This is a genomic window from Mesorhizobium shangrilense, assembly GCF_028826155.1.
In the GTDB taxonomy this organism is placed as follows: domain Bacteria; phylum Pseudomonadota; class Alphaproteobacteria; order Rhizobiales; family Rhizobiaceae; genus Arvimicrobium; species Arvimicrobium flavum.
This window is the reverse complement of the sequence record NZ_JAQGPN010000005.1, coordinates 121,158-135,695: the sequence shown is the minus strand read 5'-3', so window position 1 is coordinate 135,695 and position 14,538 is coordinate 121,158. Positions and strand designations below refer to the sequence as shown.

Below are 14,538 nucleotides of genomic sequence, written 5' to 3'. Positions count from 1 at the left end.
GGCAGGCTCACAGGTCCACGCTGTTGGGCAGGATCACGAGGTCGCGCACGACGACATTGCGGGGTCGCGTCAGCATGAACATCACGCACTCGGCGACCTCCTTCGGCTGCATCAGGCTGCCGTTGGCCAGAGCCTCGTCCATCTTGGCCTTCGGCCAGTCGTCAAGCAGCGCCGTCACCACCGGTCCCGGCAGAACCGCGCCGATGCGCACGCCATGCTCGGAGACCTGGCGGCGGGTCGAGTGCACGAAGGCCTGCACGGCGAATTTCGAGGCCGTGTAGATCGGCTCCCAGACCACAGGAACCACGCCGGCGATCGAACTGGTGAAGACGACGTCGCCGGACTTCTGTGCGATCATGTGCGACAGCACGGCATGGACACTTCGGAACGCGGCGTTGATGTTCAGGTTCAGCACCTTGTCCCATACGTCCGGATCGCCTTCCGCCACCGGTCCGCCGATATAGGCGCCGGCATTGGCGTGAAAGATGTGAAGGCCGCCGGCCAGGTCCAGGATGCGCGGCAGGATGCCGGAGACCTGGCCGCCGTCCATGAGGTCGACGACCAACGGATGCGCCTTCGGGCCGAGCTCGGCGCACAGCGCACTCAACCGGTCCTCGGCGCGATCGATCAGCACCACGCTGGCGCCGGCGGCGAGCATATGCCTGGCGCATTCGAGGCCTATGCCGGACGCCGCGCCGGTGACCGCGGCGACCTTGCCTTCGAGGAACTTGGACATGGCAGATACTCCGATACAGATTTCAGCCGCGGCCATGGCTGACGCGTGAGCGGCGGGCAAGCGAGTCGACGATCACCGCGACTGCCAGCACGCCGCCGGTGATCATGTAGCGCAGCGACGACGACAGGTTCAGCAGCGTCAACCCGTTCGAGATGGCCTGGATGACGATGATGCCGAGAAGCGCCGAGTAGGCGCTGCCGCGTCCGCCGAACAGGCTCGTCCCGCCAATGACAGCCGCCGCGATGGCGTTGAGGTTGACGTCTCCCGTACCGGCTTGCTGGCTGGAGGTCGCCAGCCGCGACGCCGTAAGGATGCCGCCCACCGCGGCAAGCGTCGAGCACAGCACGAAGGCCGAGGTGTAGATGCGCCGCACATTGATGCCGGAACGCCGCGCCGCCTCCCGATTGCCGCCGACGGCGAACATCGAACGTCCCCATTTCGTGCGGGTGAGCGCATAGTTGAGCACCACGACCAGCAGCACAAAGAAGCCGAACATCCACGGCACGCCGCGTCCGAGGTTCAGGTAATAGATGCCGAACTCGAGCAGCGCGGTCAGCGCCACCGCCTTGACGATGAGCAGGGTCATCGGCGCGGCGGTCAGGCCGGCGGCCTTGCGGTGACGCATCGTGGCCAGCCCCGTCACCACCAGCACGAGGCCGGGCGCCAGTGCGAGCGTGTGCGACAGCCATGCCGGCATGATGAGTGTCTGCCCGAAGGACACCAGCGGCGAGGCGTAGGGGAGATTGATCGAGCCGGTCGGCCCGAGGATGTAGAGCTGCATGCCCAGGATGGCGAGCAGGCCCGAGAGGGAAGCGATGAAGCTCGGCATGCCGAGCCGGTTGTAGAGGAAGGCGTAGAGCGAGCCGACCACGACGCCCGCGGCTACCGCCACGAAGATTGCGCCGACCACCGGCCAGCCGCTGTTGACCCACAGCACGCCGACCAAGGCCGAGGCGAAGCCGCTCATGGAGCCGACGGACAGGTCGATCTCGCCGAGCATCAGCACGCACACGATGCCGAGCGAGATGACGCCGACCGTGGCGCAGTCGAACAGCAGGTTGACCAGATTGTTGGGCGCCAGGAAGACCGGGTTGAGGCTCGAGAACACGATCGAGATCAGCACCAGCCCGACGACCACCGGCAGCATGCCGAGATCGCCCGAGCGGACCCGGTCGATGAAGCTCCAGAACGCGTCGATCATCCCCTCTTCGTGGCGCATCCGCGCGTCGCTGCGGTCGAGCGCGGCTGGTGCTGTCGCTTCCTTGTTGCTCATGGCCGTTGCTCCGGTGCGTGGTCGTGAGCGGCTTTGCGACCCTCGCGGCGTGAAACCGAATTCTCGGTCGCACCGGTAATGGCTGCGACCAGCTCGTGGTTGGATGTTTCCGGCGTGAAGATGCCGTTGTTGCGGCCGAGGCGCAGAACGACGATGCGGTCGGCGACGGCGCGCACGTCTTCCATGTTGTGGCTGATGACGATGACGCCGAGGCCACGCTCGCGGACCCGCTCGATCAGGTTGAGCACTTCGGCGGTTTGCGCGACGCCGAGCGCGGCGGTCGGTTCGTCCAGCATGATGATCTTGGGGCTCAGCAGCAGCGAGCGCGCTATCGCGACCGTCTGGCGCTGGCCGCCGGAGAGCGAGGCGATGGGCTCGCGGACCGAAGGGATGCGCGCCGCCAGTTCCCTCAGCAAGGTCCAGGCGCGGACCTCCATCTGGACCTCGTCCAGTCGGTAGGGCGAGAGCTCGTGCCCGAGAAAAAGGTTGGCGACGACGTCGAGGTTCTCGCAGAGCGCGAGGTCCTGGAAGACGGTGGCGATGCCCATGTTGAGGGCGGTGGCGGGGTTGCTCAGCGTCACCTCGCGGCCGTCGAATTCGATCGTGCCCGACGTCGGCTGGTGCACGCCGGCCAGCACCTTGACCAGGGTCGACTTGCCCGCACCATTGTCGCCGACCAAGGCGACGACCTCGCCCGCATGGACATCGAGGTCGATGTCGGTGAGTGCGGAGACCGCGCCGAATTTCTTGGAGATGTTGCGCAGGCGCAGGATCGCATTGCCTGTTGCCGGGGTGCTTGCGGTTGCTTCGGTCATGCCGTGCGTCCTGTTCCCTTGAGAAGATGCCCGGCCGGATCGCTCCGGCCGGGCGGGGAGGGTGCGACTTGCCTACTGCGTGATGCCGAGCTTCTTGCAGCCTTCGGCATATTCACCGGTGCAGATTTCCTCGGGCTTGTTGATGCCCTTGTCGAAGATCTCCGCCTTGATGTTCTCCGCCGTGACGACCGCCGGGACGAACAGCTCTGACGGCGTGTCGTAGAGCCTCGTCTTGGGTTCCGGCGTCTCGCCCTTGAGGAACTGGGCGGCGACGTTCGCGGCGGCTGCGGCGACGATCTCGGACGGTTTCGAGATCGTATTGTACTGGTCGCCCGAGATGATGAGCTGCAGCGCCGCGATCGTCGCGTCGTTGCCGGTCACCGGCGGCACCGGGTTGACGCCCGCGGCCTTGAAGGCCGCGATGGCGCCGCCGCCCGTGCCGTCATTGGCGGCCACGACGCCCTTGATGTCGGCGCCGAAGCGGGTGATCTGGCCCGCCGTCCACTCCTGCGCCTTCGGCGGAGCCCAGTCCGGCGTGTCGAACTCCGACAGCGTCTTGTAGCCGGACCCTTCGAGGCCCTTGTGGATGCCGTCGCGGATCAGGCCGGCGGCCGCGTCCGTCGGCGATCCGTTGATCTGCAGGACGCCCGAACCCTCCGGCACGCCAGCCGCCTTCATGTGCTGGACAAGCGACTCGGCGATGGCCTTACCGATGCCCTCATTGTCGAAGGACACGTAATAGTCGGCCGGCTTGTCGGGAATTGGGCGGTCATAGGCGATGACCTTGATGCCCTGCGACTGCGCCAGCTGCACGAGGCCAGCGGCCGCCGCGGAGTCGACCGGGTCGAGCACGATGACCTTGGCGCCCTGGGCGATCACCGAGTTGAACTGCTGCTGCTGCAGGGCAACGTCGGCATTGGCGTTCTGGTAGACGACCGTGCATTTCGGGCAGAGCTTCTCCATCTCCGCCTTGAAGCCCGGATAGTCGTGCTGCTCGTAGCGCGTCGATGCCTGGTCGGGCATCAGGAACGCCACCGTGGCATCCTCCTGCGCCCATGCCGCGCTGCCCATCAGCGCAAGGCAGAATGCACCGAGCGCCGTGAGTGACCTGCGTGAAGTCTTCATGTTCATGTTCCTCCGGTTGACTTTCACTTTCTCCATCCGGCCCGGTTGGGCCGGCCTGCCAGTCTTCTGCCATGCCGTCCGGCCGGGGCCAGCTGCAGGCAAAACAATCCCGTTCGCGGGCGGGCGCCCGCGCTCGATCTTCTCCGTTCCTGCTTCCTCGTCGGACCTATGCGGCCTGCGCAGCCTTGCTGTTGTCCATCCTCAAGAGGCGGAACCGCGACGGCGTCATGCCCTTCTCGGCGCGGAACTGCCGGTTGAAATTAGATAGATTGTTGAACCCGACCTCGAAGCAGATCTCGGCGATCTGCGCCGGCTCGTCGCTCATCAGGATCTGGCAGGCGAGGTTGATGCGCAGCCGCTTCACATATTGAACGAGCGACATGCCGGTGTGCCTGCGGAAGGTGCGCGAGAAGGCGCTGGTCGACTGCCCCGCGATCGCCGCGAGCTCCGCTTCGGTGAAGGGCTGCGTCAGGTTCTCACGCAGGAAGGCGAGCGCCTTGTTGATGCCGACAGACATGTAGCCGGACGGATCGGGCAGGTAGCTGGCGCTTGCCAGCGCCTGCGAATGGTGGCTGCGGCTGAGCTGGCCGAGGATCAGCAGGAACAGCTCGACGCGGCGCACGCCCTGCGCGCCCATCAGTTCCTGCATGAGCGGCTCTACCTGGCGGCTCGTCTCGCGGCAGAACAGCACGCCGCGCCGGGAGCGCTCCAGCACAGGCTGCAACGCCGCGAGTTCCGGCAGCGCCGCCTGCATTCCCTCGATGAACTGCTCGGTGAACTGCACGATGCGGCAGCGCAGCGGCACGGACGCGCCCTTCGGGATGTCGCTCACCCAGTTGTGCGGCAGGTTCGGCCCCGTCAGCACCAGGTTGCCCGGCTCGAAATCGCCGATGAAATCGCCGACGAAATAGCGGCCGCTCGTGGCGGCGACGAGATGAAGTTCGTATTCGGGGTGAAAGTGCCACCGCACCGTACGAAACGGGTAACCATGCGACCACGCTGCGAAAGATTCGCCGGGTCTAATCTGGACGACTTCCAGATCAGGTTCCACCTTGCTTCCTCCCGTGGGCATGAAAGCAGCCCATCGTTCTTTCGGCCGCATTCTGGAGCGGCTGATTGAGGGGATGTTAGCGAGCGGAGTTCATACACGCCACCACATTACGGGAGAGAAGATGATACTTTTTTGATCCCGAGCGGCGCGGCAACGACGAGAATTGTGCAGTGCATTGTAACCCCCTCCGAGCAACTCGCCGGCGATTCTCCAGCCTCGAAGCCACCTTTCCGGGGTGCGCCTCATGTTGGCCATGCGTGCATTCTGCGCCAGTTCTCGAAGGTTTAAGGCATAGGCGATTGAGCTGGTGTCCACATTCGCACCTACGGCACTACGCTTGCCACCGTGAAATACCCGGCACCTCGTTTTTCGATCACTCTGACAGTTTCGCCATGATCCGAGGGGGGCACATCGATCTTGCCATTATGGGAGCGTATCAGGTCGCCGAGAACGGCGACATCGCGAACTGGAAGGCGGGCGACGAGGCCGTACCCGGGGTGGGGGCGCGATGGACCTGGTGACCGGCGCGAAAGAGGTCTACGTCCTGATGAGCCATTGCACCCGAGACGCAGAGCCCAAACTGGTAAAGCGTTGCAGCTATCCGCTCACGGGCCTGGCGGTTGTTTCAAAGGTGTTCACCGATCTGGCCGTCATCCACGTGATCGATGGTCGCTTTGTATTAATAGAGGCCGTCGATGGACTGGATGTCGAAATGCTTCAGACTATGACCGGCGCAGATATATTGGTAAGGTCCCGTCAGAACGTTGTTGCCGCCAGACTTGTTATGATAGTCGCATCGATACGCTGTCACGAAATTGGGCGGTATTGATTGAATTGCTTGGAATTCAGGCTCCGCCTTGCGGCAGGGGCGAAGCCAGCGACGCACTCCGCCGAACCTGTTCGTGACGCCACGAGCGGCGGCCGCCTCCCCGGGAACCAAGAGCGCGATGCCGAGCGAATAGCAGTACAGCCAGGACGAGTGGGGATTGCGTAAACGGGCCTCGGCCGGAACGGCGGCATGGAGGTGAATTCAAAAGAGAGGCACGCGTCGGCAGGCCCCCGCGACCGCCAAACCTGATAAACAGGGAGACGCCGACCCGACGAGAGGGGGCCGCCAGATCGGGGCTCGGCGACGGCCGCCTGATGGAGGCCGGCTTTCCGGGAAAAGGTTCCCGTGCAAAAGGGGGGTGTCCCCTCTTGGAATCTGTGGACGGCCGATGGGAACTGCGGCGATCGGCTCTCAAAGTGCTGGAAGCAAGGTTAGTCGAGCCGCGGCCGAACACCGTCCGATGTTCTCGTCTTGTCTTCAGTCTCATTTGCCGGCCGTGTGAGGCCAAAAGGCTTCTTTGGCTCGTCACCGCGGTCGCCGGTATGGGTAGGATCGGGTCGGCGCGGTTGCGGATTCTTTTTCAAGGCGCGGGCGCCGGACTCTCGTCTGTTCTTGCCTGGCATGGCTATCTCCGCTGCTGTGCGACGCTAACCCTGGCGAGCGATAAAGGTTGCCCCGTGGTGCGGGGCGACCTTCGCCGCACCAGGGGAAAGGGTGGACTGGAGAGCACCTTGGAGCCAAGAAGGGCATCCCCACCATTCATTGAGCCTACCCCGGAAAATTCACGGTTGCTGGTCCCCGCGCTGAGACCGGGCTCGGCTGGGCAGAGCCCGTTCGGCGCTTGTTGTCGGAGTTCGCGGATCTCAATGGTAAGCTTCCCGCAGCGCTCTATGGCGTTGTAGGAACAAAGGCGCGTCTTGCAAGAGAGCCTGCGCAGGCGACGGCTCAGCGCCACGTCCAGCAGCAGTGCCAACGCGGTCAGGTTGGGTGGAACGGGTTCATCCACTGTCATTCGTCTGGTAACCCTGCCGGCCTCTCGAAGTTCCATGGGCAGATGAAGCGGCGCTGAAATTCATCGAGGCGCCGCTCTCGCTCGCTCTCAATGACTAGAAATTGCGCATCGCGACCGACGCGACGCTCAGAACGACCATGAGGGCGATTAAGATCAGCAGGATCATACCGGCCGAACTCAACTCCGCCAGCAATCTCTCGCGCGCCGAAGGATGGACGGCCGAACGCAGCCGGGGTTCGCCAAAGTGCTCGACGCCATGCTCATCGCCCGAGGCGGCCCGCAATCGCTCGCGCATGTTGTTGTGAGGCATCACGAGGCTCCGTTCGGAACCCAAACCTGCGGCGCACCGAATGTTCCTGGCGCCACACGGGTGCAGGCAGGAGAGAGGCAAGCGCGGCGGCGACCGGACACTGCCCGAGGCGCGCACAGCGCCTCCAGCCCTTCGAGGGAACGTTCAAGCGGTGCTGGAGTTCTAACCCCCAGTTCAATGGATGAATCGAGGATAGGGCCATGCCGACAGTTCCAAGGGGCGAACCATCACCGGCCGAGACGCCTGTCGAACAGGAAGAGGTGGAGAACCTGCCGCCTGGCGGTGTACTGCGCCCCACGGAGCACGCCGACGTTCTGCCCGAGGAAGACGACGACAATCCGTATCAGGATAGCGATCAAGCCCTGCCGGACGATGCGGAGGAGGAGACCATCTCACGCAATCCAGGAAAGGAGGGAGGGCTCTTCGACGAAGTCTAAGCCTTCTCCTGCCCCCTATCCAAGCGTGCTTCCGATCTCGCAGTTCCTCATTTCAAGACCGCCCACGATTGTTCGGAACCTTGCGGGCGTTCGTCAGTTGCCAATTCTCCGGAGGCGCCCGGCTCAACGATGGCAAGCCTGAAGGAACGCTTCCCCTCGAATGCCGTCAACGGGCCGCTTCCTCAGAATGGATTGAAGGAATTCCAGAGATGAAACCCATGTGCGCCATGTTCATCGCCGCCGCAATGTCACTGTCCGCCGGAACCGCCATAGCTGCATGCCCGAACGACACAAGTGCCAGCGGCAACGTGGATCCGAACAGAACTGCCGGCATCGCCAAGGACGGAACCCACGCCCCCTTGGAAACCCCGGACACGCAAGCAAAAGCGGGTAACCCTGTCGCAAAGGATGGCAACACAATGCCGTTAGCTAACCAGGAAGGCGGCGGCAACAAGGATCTGGCCACCTCCCAGCAGGACATCGAAGCGCAACAGCACGGCGACAAGACCGCAGCGGCCAAAGCCCAGGAGGAAGCCTGCGCGGAGTGACAAAGGCGCGGCCGCAGCTTGGCGGGCTTCAAATGATTGCGCTGGCCTAGGCTCAAGCAAGCGCTATCGCGAGATCCCAAAATTCCGATCCCCGATGGAATCGTCTGCCCGACCATGGAGGGTGGCGAAAAGGCCACCGAGATTGGCACTCTCGCCTGACCTCGTTGCTTCTCACCGGGGTGATGTCGGACTTTTGGGATAAGCGATGGCGTGAAGAAGCCGTCGAACTTCGGCCACCGTGTTCACGACGAAGCTCGCCGCCGTCGTTCCCTTTGGAGCGACCCGTACCGAAATCCCGCCATGCGCGTTGACGAACTCGAATCCGCTCTCATCGGAGATGTCGTCGCCGAAGAAGACCGGGCGGCGCCCTGCGAAGGGCGCGATACCGAGGAAACGGTGTATGGCCGCACTCTTCAACGCGTCGATGGGGACAAACTCAAGGCCTGCATTCCCGGCGACGATGCGGTAGCCCTCCGACAGCCGGCTCAGAGCGGCTTCCGCAGCCTGCTTCACAGAGGCAAAAGCTGCAGGCGCAGCGCGCGTGTGGACGGCCAACACGGGGCCTTTCCGTTCGAAGTAGATGCCCTCGACAGTGTGGAATTCCTGGTGCAGCGCATCCGCGACGGCCGCAAGGTCCGGGGGCTCCGCCGCATAGGTAGCCGGCTCGCCGGGGCGGAGCCTGTGCTCCAAGCCGTAAATTCCGGCCACCGGCAACTCCAGCGGCTCAAACATGGCATCCACCATCTCGATCGAGCGGCCTGTCACCAGCGCCAGCGCCCCGCCCAACTGGCGATGTGCGCCCTGCAAGAGGTCGAGCAGTTCGCTATCGGGCTTTGCTCCCGTGGGGTGGGATTGATGCTCGATGAGCGTTCCATCGATGTCGAGGAACAGCGCCAGGTCGGCGCGGGCAACAGATGTCAGATCCAGCGTCTCCATCAACTCCCCCAAACGGATGTTCCATTCTGTGCCTGCCCATTTGAGGCATGCCCGTTTCTCCGGCGCGCTTGAACCGCATCCAGCAGCATCCGCCCGGCCCAGCGGTAGACGTTGTTGCTCCGGACGACCTCTCGCATCGAGCGCATCCGCTCGGCCTGTTCTTCTGGAGGCATCGTCAGCGCGCGGTGCATCGCCTCGGCCATGTCGACGGTGTCGTAAGGGTTGACCAATAGGGCATCGACGAGTTCCTGCGACGCCCCGGTGAACGGACTGAGTATCAGGACGCCCTCATCCTCATGGCGCGCAGCTACGAATTCCTTGGCGACGAGGTTCATGCCGTCATGCAAGCTGGAGACAACGCAGATATCGGCCGCTGCAAGCAGCTCATCGACGGCGGCACGACTATGGTGGCGCTCCAACCACAGGACCGGCCGGTAGGCTCCCCTTCCGTAGCGGGCGTTGATGCAATCCACGAGTTCGGTGCATTCGCGTCTGAGCCGTTGGTAGGCGGGCAGATTGGATCGGCTTGGCGAAGCGACCTGAGCCATGACAATGCGACCGATCCATTCCGGGCGGCTTTCCAGGAGCGTCTCCACGGCCCGCAAGCGCTCGATGATGCCTTTTGTGTAGTCCAGCCGTTCGACGCCGGCGATCAGTTTTATCCGATCTGGGATGTCGTAGCGCCGACCGACCAGCTCGCGCGCCGTGGACCGGGAAAGGTGTTCCGCCTGAGCCGGCCAGGGAATCGATATCGGATACGCATTGACGGAGGTGGTGTGGCCTTCCCGGTGAATCGTGCCGGCCTGCCGATCGATCCGGCATTCGACGAACCGGTCCACACAGTCGAGAAAGTTGCTGCAATGAAGCCCGGTGTGGAAGCCCACGATCGAGGATCCGAGCAGCCCGTCAAGAATTTGCTTGTGCCATGGGCACACCCCGAACTGCTCGGCATTCGGCCAGGGTATGTGCCAGAAGGTTAGAATGGTGGCCGCGGGCATGAGATCGCGGATCATGCCCGGCAACAGGGAGAAATGATAATCCTGCACCAACACGACGGGATTTGCCGTCTCCGCTTCTTCGGCGACGACCGCCGCAAACCGGCGATTGACCTCTCGATACGCATCCCAGTCGCTGGCCCTGAAGGTCGGCCTCGCGAAGGCGATGTGGCAAAGAGGCCAGAGCCCTTCGTTGGACAAGCCTGAATAGTGGCCGTCATGTTGCTGCTTGGTGAGCCAGACCCGCCGCAGCCGATAGTGCGGATCGTGCGGCGGCACGCCCAGGCAATCTGAAGAATCGACGGCCTCCCGGTCCGCCGAGCCGCCGCCATAGGCGATCCATGTGCCCGCGAATGCGCGCATCACCGGATCCAGCGCCGACACCAACCCACTCGCGGGCATCTGCAGTTCGACGCGATCATTTACCCACTCGTGGGCATAAGGCTCGCGATTGGACACGACCATCAACTCGGCCTGCTCCAGATCGTCCGCGAGCACTGCGCGCAAGGTCTCAGGCGACCATTGGATGAGCACATCGTCGATCATGAGCGCACCAGCAGGGGCACCAGCCCCTCGTGCCGTTGGTCGAGATAGCAGACGATGCGGTCGCCGACGCGCTGGAAGTGAAGATCTACGGCGACATCGCCGACCGGCAGCCGGCGTATCGAAAGATTGTCGATACCCATCGGCAGCCGCGGTCTCTCGATCTGGATCTCGTTGGTCCAGCCGTCGACGCGCAGGCCGAGGCAAGCCTGGATCAGCATAAAGGCCGATCCAGCCGACCATGCCTGGGGCAGGCAGGCAACCGGATATGAAATCGGCGCCTCTCCCGGACGGCGTTCAAACCCGCAGAAAAGCTCGGGCAGCCGCATCTGAAAGTTCACCGCCGCCTCGAACATGCCGCTCAAAAGCTGCACGACTTCCTGCCGTGCTCCGTAGCGTGCTATCCCCGCTGCCGTCACCGCAGTGTCATGCGGCCACACAGAGCCGTTGTGATATGACATCGGGTTGAAGGCCACCTCGACGTCGGCCAGCGTCCGGATACCCCAGCCGGTGAAGAACCGAGGACTGACGAGGTTCTCGATCACGCGTGCTGCGCGCTCGGGGGAGGGCAGGCCGACATACAGGAGATGCCCTGCATTCGACGCCCGCACTGCACAGGGCTCGCCCTCGCCGTCGATAGCCAGCGCGTAGGTGCCGAGATCTTCCAGCCAGAAGCGCTCTTCGACGCCACGCCTCAGGCGTTCAGCCAATCCGCGCCAATGTTCGGCGAGCTCGGTCTGTTCGCGGCGTTCAGCAAGCGCTGCAAGGCCGACAAAGGCGCTGTAGGCGTAGCCTTGAACTTCAACCAGCGCGATCGGCCCGGGAGGAATGCGGCCATCGGCATGGGAGATCGAGTCCCAGCTGTCCTTCCAGCCCTGGTTCGCCAATCCGGTTTCCGCCCCGCGCTTGTAGGTGATGAAGCCGTCGGGATGTCGCTTGCCGACCTCCTCCATCCAGCTGGCGGCAGCTTGAAGCGACGGCCAGAGACGATCAATGGTGGCTAGATCCCCTGTCCTCTCGGCATAGGCGCAGGCCAGATCGACATAGAGAGGTGTTGTGTCGACGCCGCCATAGTAGCGCCCGAAGGGCAGCTCCTTCAGGATCGCCATCTCGCCCTTGCGGGTCTCGTGCATGATCTTGCCGGGCTCGGAATCGCTGAAGGCCGACACTTCCGTCGCTTGGTGCTGGGCGAGGAAGGCGAGCACGCCCAATGCGAGCGCCGGATTGAGCCACAGCAGCTCAATGGCGGTTATCACTCCGTCCCGGCCGAAGGCGGTGGAGAACCACGGGATGCCGGCATAGGGATACGGCCCCGTCTCCAGCGTGGTGGTGAGCAGCGCGATGTCGGAGCGGGCGCGGGTGAGCCAATCGTTGAACACGCGACCTGAGCTGGCAACGGTCGCACCGTGGCGGTGTTTCGCGCGGACGGTCCACCGTGCCCGTGCGGCGGCGCTTCGGAAACGCTCTCTGCAAGGCCGCTCCGCCAACTCGCCCACCTCGATATGCAGTCTGCAACGCTCATGGGGCGCGATCTGGCAGGCGAACTCCGCGCTGCTGGCCGTCAGCGAATGCGGCGGTTGCGAAAAGGTGAGCGCCGCCTGGCGTTCGCGGTCATCCAGCCCGACATAGCGATAGACCACGGCATCCTCAGACAGCTCGGCGTCATGCGATCTGCCACGCCTCGCTCGGCTCGAGCCTCGCACCTCGAACATATCGCGAAAATCGGCTCCGAATTCGATGCGCAGCGGCATCGAAATGGGGTGGGTCCAGTAATTGGTGATGTCGAGCTGCTCGTAGAGACGGTTCTCCCAAAGGAGCCGGGTGCGGCTGATATGCACCGTGCCGGGAGGTGCGGAGGCGTCTTCGCTCGCTCCGCTGGTCCGGTTCGAAAGATGCGCCCGAAACAGAATGTTATCTTGCGAGAGCGATGCGCCCAAGAGCGAAGGAACGTGTCCGTCCACGTAGAGGCGCAGCAGCGATAGCATGCGTGTGTCGTCGCGGAAGAAGCCGTCGCCCGCGCCCCGAATGTCGCCGTGGGCGTCGGCAACGACAAAGCAATCCTCATGCTTGAGCGCGAACTGCCGATGGGGCTCCCGCGGCGTTGCGCCATCGAGGGCAGACAATGCGATCGCGGGATCCAATTTTTGTTCGTGATTGCCTTGGGCGCCGGTCACGTTGCCGCTCCTAACTGTGATCGGACTTCACGCGTCCTGCATTGCGGCATAGCTGCGCCGCACGGATTGCCGCGCGTCCAGCTTGCGGTAGATTGCTTCGTAGCAATCAGTCATGCGGCTCACGGAGAACCGCTCCTCGAAGACCTCGCGGATCTGGTTCCGGTCTAGCAGCGCCGCTTCGCCAACTTTCGCGATAGCCTCCTCAACCGACGAAACCAGGAAACCGGTCACGCCCTCGTCAATGATCTCGGGCATCGAGCCGTTCGGCCAGGCGATGACGGGCAATCCGCATGCCATCGCTTCGATCACGACGAGGCCGAACGGTTCCGGCCAGTCGATGGGAAACAGCAGCGCCGTGGCGTTGGAGAGGAGATCCCGCTTCCCGGCCTCGTCGACTTCACCGACATACTCGACGTTCACACCGTCGATCAGCCTTTCTATCTCGCGTTCGAAATAGGCCCGATCCTCGATATCAACCTTCGCGGCGATCTTGAGCTTCATCCCGCAACGCCGCGCAATTTCGACAGCGCGGTCTGGCCGCTTCTCTTTCGAGATCCGGCCCAAAAACGCGAGATAGGGTTTCCCGCCAGGCGCTGGTGTCGTCGGCGGGTACTTTGCCAACGGCAGGCCATGATAGACGTTGGCTATCCAGTTGGCGCTGGAGAGCGGCGTCCTTTGGCTGAACGAGATCGAGTTCAGTGAATAGGTCGGCCAGCATGCGAACGCGTCAGGCAGGTCGCGGTAGTCGAGGCGGCCGTGTTGTGTCGTCAGCGTCTTGTCCGAGAACTGCTCGAAGACGGGAAAGTGCAGGAAGTGGCCAAGGTGAAAATGCAGGATGTCAAAGCTGTGAGCTTGCTCGCGCAGCTTGTGCAGCATGGTCAAATGGGCAGCGATCGCCGACTGCAGGGGATCAGGATCGAGGCGGAGCGAGAGATCCCTGCCTGCCACCAGCTTGGCCGACGTGACGGAGTCGCCCGAGGCAAACAGAGTAACGTCATGGCCGCGGCGTACGAGTTCCTCGGTAAGATAGGAGACGATACGCTCCGTACCCCCGTACAGCCGGGGCGGCACCGCCTCGTATAGCGGGGCAACCTGGGCGATGCGCAATTTGTGAGGCATCTAGGTACGCTCGCACCTTCCGTGCGGTGCTTGCTCCTCGGTGCGCGGCTGGACGGTGTAGTCCAGCGTGTTGGCTCCGTAGAGATTCTTCTCGACGCAGGCGCGCCACCCTTCATCCGGGTTTGCCTGCAATACGGCCGCCGCCCCGCGAAGTTCGGACCTTGTCGCCCGTCGCTGGCGTTCCAAGTCCCGCCTGCGCGGTAAGCGGGAAGGCGTCACTGAGCGTATGAGGTTAAAAAGCAAGTTCATGGTTCCTGATCCAGATTTGAAACGCGCGGTTTCCATCATGGTTCCTGCAAGGCGTAGCTTCCGCCGACAACCGCCATGCAGCGATGAGAACGGGACCACCTTCCAAGATCGCGGTTCCTGCCTTTGCTGGCACGTGGCGGCGCGCAAGACGCCATCGGGGCGGATCACCCGTCAGGTTTGCGCGACGGTAGGCGACGTTTGCGTGTCGAGGTGAGGTCTACGCCAAGCGCCGATGCTTTGGATTTGATGCCGGTTCCCGTGCGTCGCAGCGCCGCCGCAATCTGCGAGCACGTCTTTCCGCTGAGGCCAGCTCCCTGAGGCGGCGAACCTCCGATGGCGTCCAGGGAAAACCGTTTCTTGAGGCGGACAACATCGTCGTGTTCTTG

At 63.5% G+C, this 14,538-nt stretch carries 14 protein-coding genes; 4 read left to right on the top strand and 10 right to left on the bottom strand.

Going from position 1 to position 14,538, the window contains the following annotated elements; translation table 11 throughout:
* Nucleotides 1-7: 7 nt before the first annotated feature.
* From PD284_RS26860 to PD284_RS26840, 5 genes are all read right to left on the bottom strand, one after another.
* Nucleotides 8-736: an SDR family oxidoreductase gene (locus PD284_RS26860; protein WP_274631403.1), complete on the bottom strand. Its 729-nt coding sequence runs from the start codon at nt 734-736 to the stop codon at nt 8-10.
* Between the two features lie 22 nt (nt 737-758).
* Nucleotides 759-2,009 (bottom strand): sugar ABC transporter permease, encoded by a 1,251-nt coding sequence (locus PD284_RS26855; RefSeq protein ID WP_274631402.1) that lies wholly within the window; start codon nt 2,007-2,009, stop codon nt 759-761.
* Nucleotides 2,006-2,824, bottom strand: a complete 819-nt coding sequence (locus PD284_RS26850; protein WP_274631401.1) for an ATP-binding cassette domain-containing protein — start codon at nt 2,822-2,824, stop codon at nt 2,006-2,008. Before PD284_RS26850 ends, PD284_RS26855 begins: the two co-directional genes overlap by 4 nt.
* A gap of 72 nt (nt 2,825-2,896) precedes the next feature.
* A complete protein-coding gene (locus PD284_RS26845; protein ID WP_411956306.1) occupies nt 2,897-3,895 on the bottom strand; it encodes an ABC transporter substrate-binding protein in 999 nt (332 codons plus the stop codon).
* Between the two features lie 220 nt (nt 3,896-4,115).
* On the bottom strand, nt 4,116-5,000 hold the full coding sequence (locus PD284_RS26840; RefSeq protein WP_274631399.1) for an AraC family transcriptional regulator: 885 nt from the start codon (nt 4,998-5,000) through the stop codon (nt 4,116-4,118).
* Nucleotides 5,001-5,392: 392 nt separating this feature from the next.
* Here PD284_RS26840 and PD284_RS26925 point away from each other — a divergent pair, with 392 nt between their 5' ends.
* Nucleotides 5,393-5,521, top strand: a complete 129-nt coding sequence (locus PD284_RS26925) for a hypothetical protein (RefSeq protein ID WP_338036702.1) — start codon at nt 5,393-5,395, stop codon at nt 5,519-5,521.
* A complete protein-coding gene (locus tag PD284_RS26835; protein WP_274631398.1) occupies nt 5,509-5,829 on the top strand; it encodes a CoA-transferase in 321 nt (106 codons plus the stop codon). Before PD284_RS26925 ends, PD284_RS26835 begins: the two co-directional genes overlap by 13 nt.
* 1,106 nt (nt 5,830-6,935) lie before the next feature.
* Here PD284_RS26835 and PD284_RS26830 read toward each other — a convergent pair.
* Complete coding sequence (locus PD284_RS26830; protein WP_274631397.1) at nt 6,936-7,151, bottom strand: hypothetical protein; 216 nt, start codon at nt 7,149-7,151, stop codon at nt 6,936-6,938.
* Between the two features lie 200 nt (nt 7,152-7,351).
* Here PD284_RS26830 and PD284_RS26825 point away from each other — a divergent pair, with 200 nt between their 5' ends.
* Nucleotides 7,352-7,588, top strand: a complete 237-nt coding sequence (locus PD284_RS26825; protein ID WP_274631396.1) for a hypothetical protein — start codon at nt 7,352-7,354, stop codon at nt 7,586-7,588.
* Nucleotides 7,589-7,797: 209 nt separating this feature from the next.
* Nucleotides 7,798-8,136 carry a hypothetical protein gene (locus tag PD284_RS26820; protein ID WP_274631395.1) on the top strand — a complete coding sequence of 113 codons (339 nt, stop codon included), beginning with the start codon at nt 7,798-7,800 and terminating at the stop codon, nt 8,134-8,136.
* A gap of 171 nt (nt 8,137-8,307) precedes the next feature.
* Here the strand turns inward: PD284_RS26820 and otsB are convergent, their stop codons facing one another.
* The 4 genes from otsB to PD284_RS26800 are packed head-to-tail and all read right to left on the bottom strand — an operon-like array spanning nt 8,308 to nt 13,891.
* Nucleotides 8,308-9,072 carry a trehalose-phosphatase gene (otsB, locus tag PD284_RS26815; protein ID WP_274631394.1) on the bottom strand — a complete coding sequence of 255 codons (765 nt, stop codon included), beginning with the start codon at nt 9,070-9,072 and terminating at the stop codon, nt 8,308-8,310.
* Nucleotides 9,072-10,613: an alpha,alpha-trehalose-phosphate synthase (UDP-forming) gene (locus tag PD284_RS26810; RefSeq protein WP_274631393.1), complete on the bottom strand. Its 1,542-nt coding sequence runs from the start codon at nt 10,611-10,613 to the stop codon at nt 9,072-9,074. Before PD284_RS26810 ends, otsB begins: the two co-directional genes overlap by 1 nt.
* The gene (locus tag PD284_RS26805) at nt 10,610-12,784 is read right to left on the bottom strand and encodes an amylo-alpha-1,6-glucosidase (RefSeq protein WP_274631392.1); all 2,175 of its coding nucleotides are present in this window, start codon (nt 12,782-12,784) and stop codon (nt 10,610-10,612) included. The genes PD284_RS26810 and PD284_RS26805 overlap by 4 nt, the downstream gene beginning before the upstream one ends.
* 27 nt (nt 12,785-12,811) lie before the next feature.
* The gene (locus tag PD284_RS26800; RefSeq protein ID WP_274631411.1) at nt 12,812-13,891 is read right to left on the bottom strand and encodes a glycosyltransferase family 4 protein; all 1,080 of its coding nucleotides are present in this window, start codon (nt 13,889-13,891) and stop codon (nt 12,812-12,814) included.
* Nucleotides 13,892-14,538 lie beyond the last annotated feature (647 nt).

What these genes read in the sequence shown, in the direction of transcription:
- PD284_RS26820 (WP_274631395.1), top strand. Translation starts at nt 7,798, where the DNA reads ATGAAACCCATGTGCGCCATGTTCATCGCCGCCGCAATGTCACTGTCC.
- PD284_RS26855 (WP_274631402.1), bottom strand. Translation starts at nt 2,009, where the DNA reads ATGAGCAACAAGGAAGCGACAGCACCAGCCGCGCTCGACCGCAGCGAC.
- PD284_RS26825 (WP_274631396.1), top strand. Translation starts at nt 7,352, where the DNA reads ATGCCGACAGTTCCAAGGGGCGAACCATCACCGGCCGAGACGCCTGTC.
- PD284_RS26845 (WP_411956306.1), bottom strand. Translation starts at nt 3,895, where the DNA reads ATGGGCAGCGCGGCATGGGCGCAGGAGGATGCCACGGTGGCGTTCCTG.
- otsB (WP_274631394.1), bottom strand. Translation starts at nt 9,072, where the DNA reads ATGGAGACGCTGGATCTGACATCTGTTGCCCGCGCCGACCTGGCGCTG.
- PD284_RS26860 (WP_274631403.1), bottom strand. Translation starts at nt 736, where the DNA reads ATGTCCAAGTTCCTCGAAGGCAAGGTCGCCGCGGTCACCGGCGCGGCG.
- PD284_RS26835 (WP_274631398.1), top strand. Translation starts at nt 5,509, where the DNA reads ATGGACCTGGTGACCGGCGCGAAAGAGGTCTACGTCCTGATGAGCCAT.
- PD284_RS26810 (WP_274631393.1), bottom strand. Translation starts at nt 10,613, where the DNA reads ATGATCGACGATGTGCTCATCCAATGGTCGCCTGAGACCTTGCGCGCA.
- PD284_RS26925 (WP_338036702.1), top strand. Translation starts at nt 5,393, where the DNA reads ATGATCCGAGGGGGGCACATCGATCTTGCCATTATGGGAGCGTATCAG.
- PD284_RS26850 (WP_274631401.1), bottom strand. Translation starts at nt 2,824, where the DNA reads ATGACCGAAGCAACCGCAAGCACCCCGGCAACAGGCAATGCGATCCTG.
- PD284_RS26830 (WP_274631397.1), bottom strand. Translation starts at nt 7,151, where the DNA reads ATGCCTCACAACAACATGCGCGAGCGATTGCGGGCCGCCTCGGGCGAT.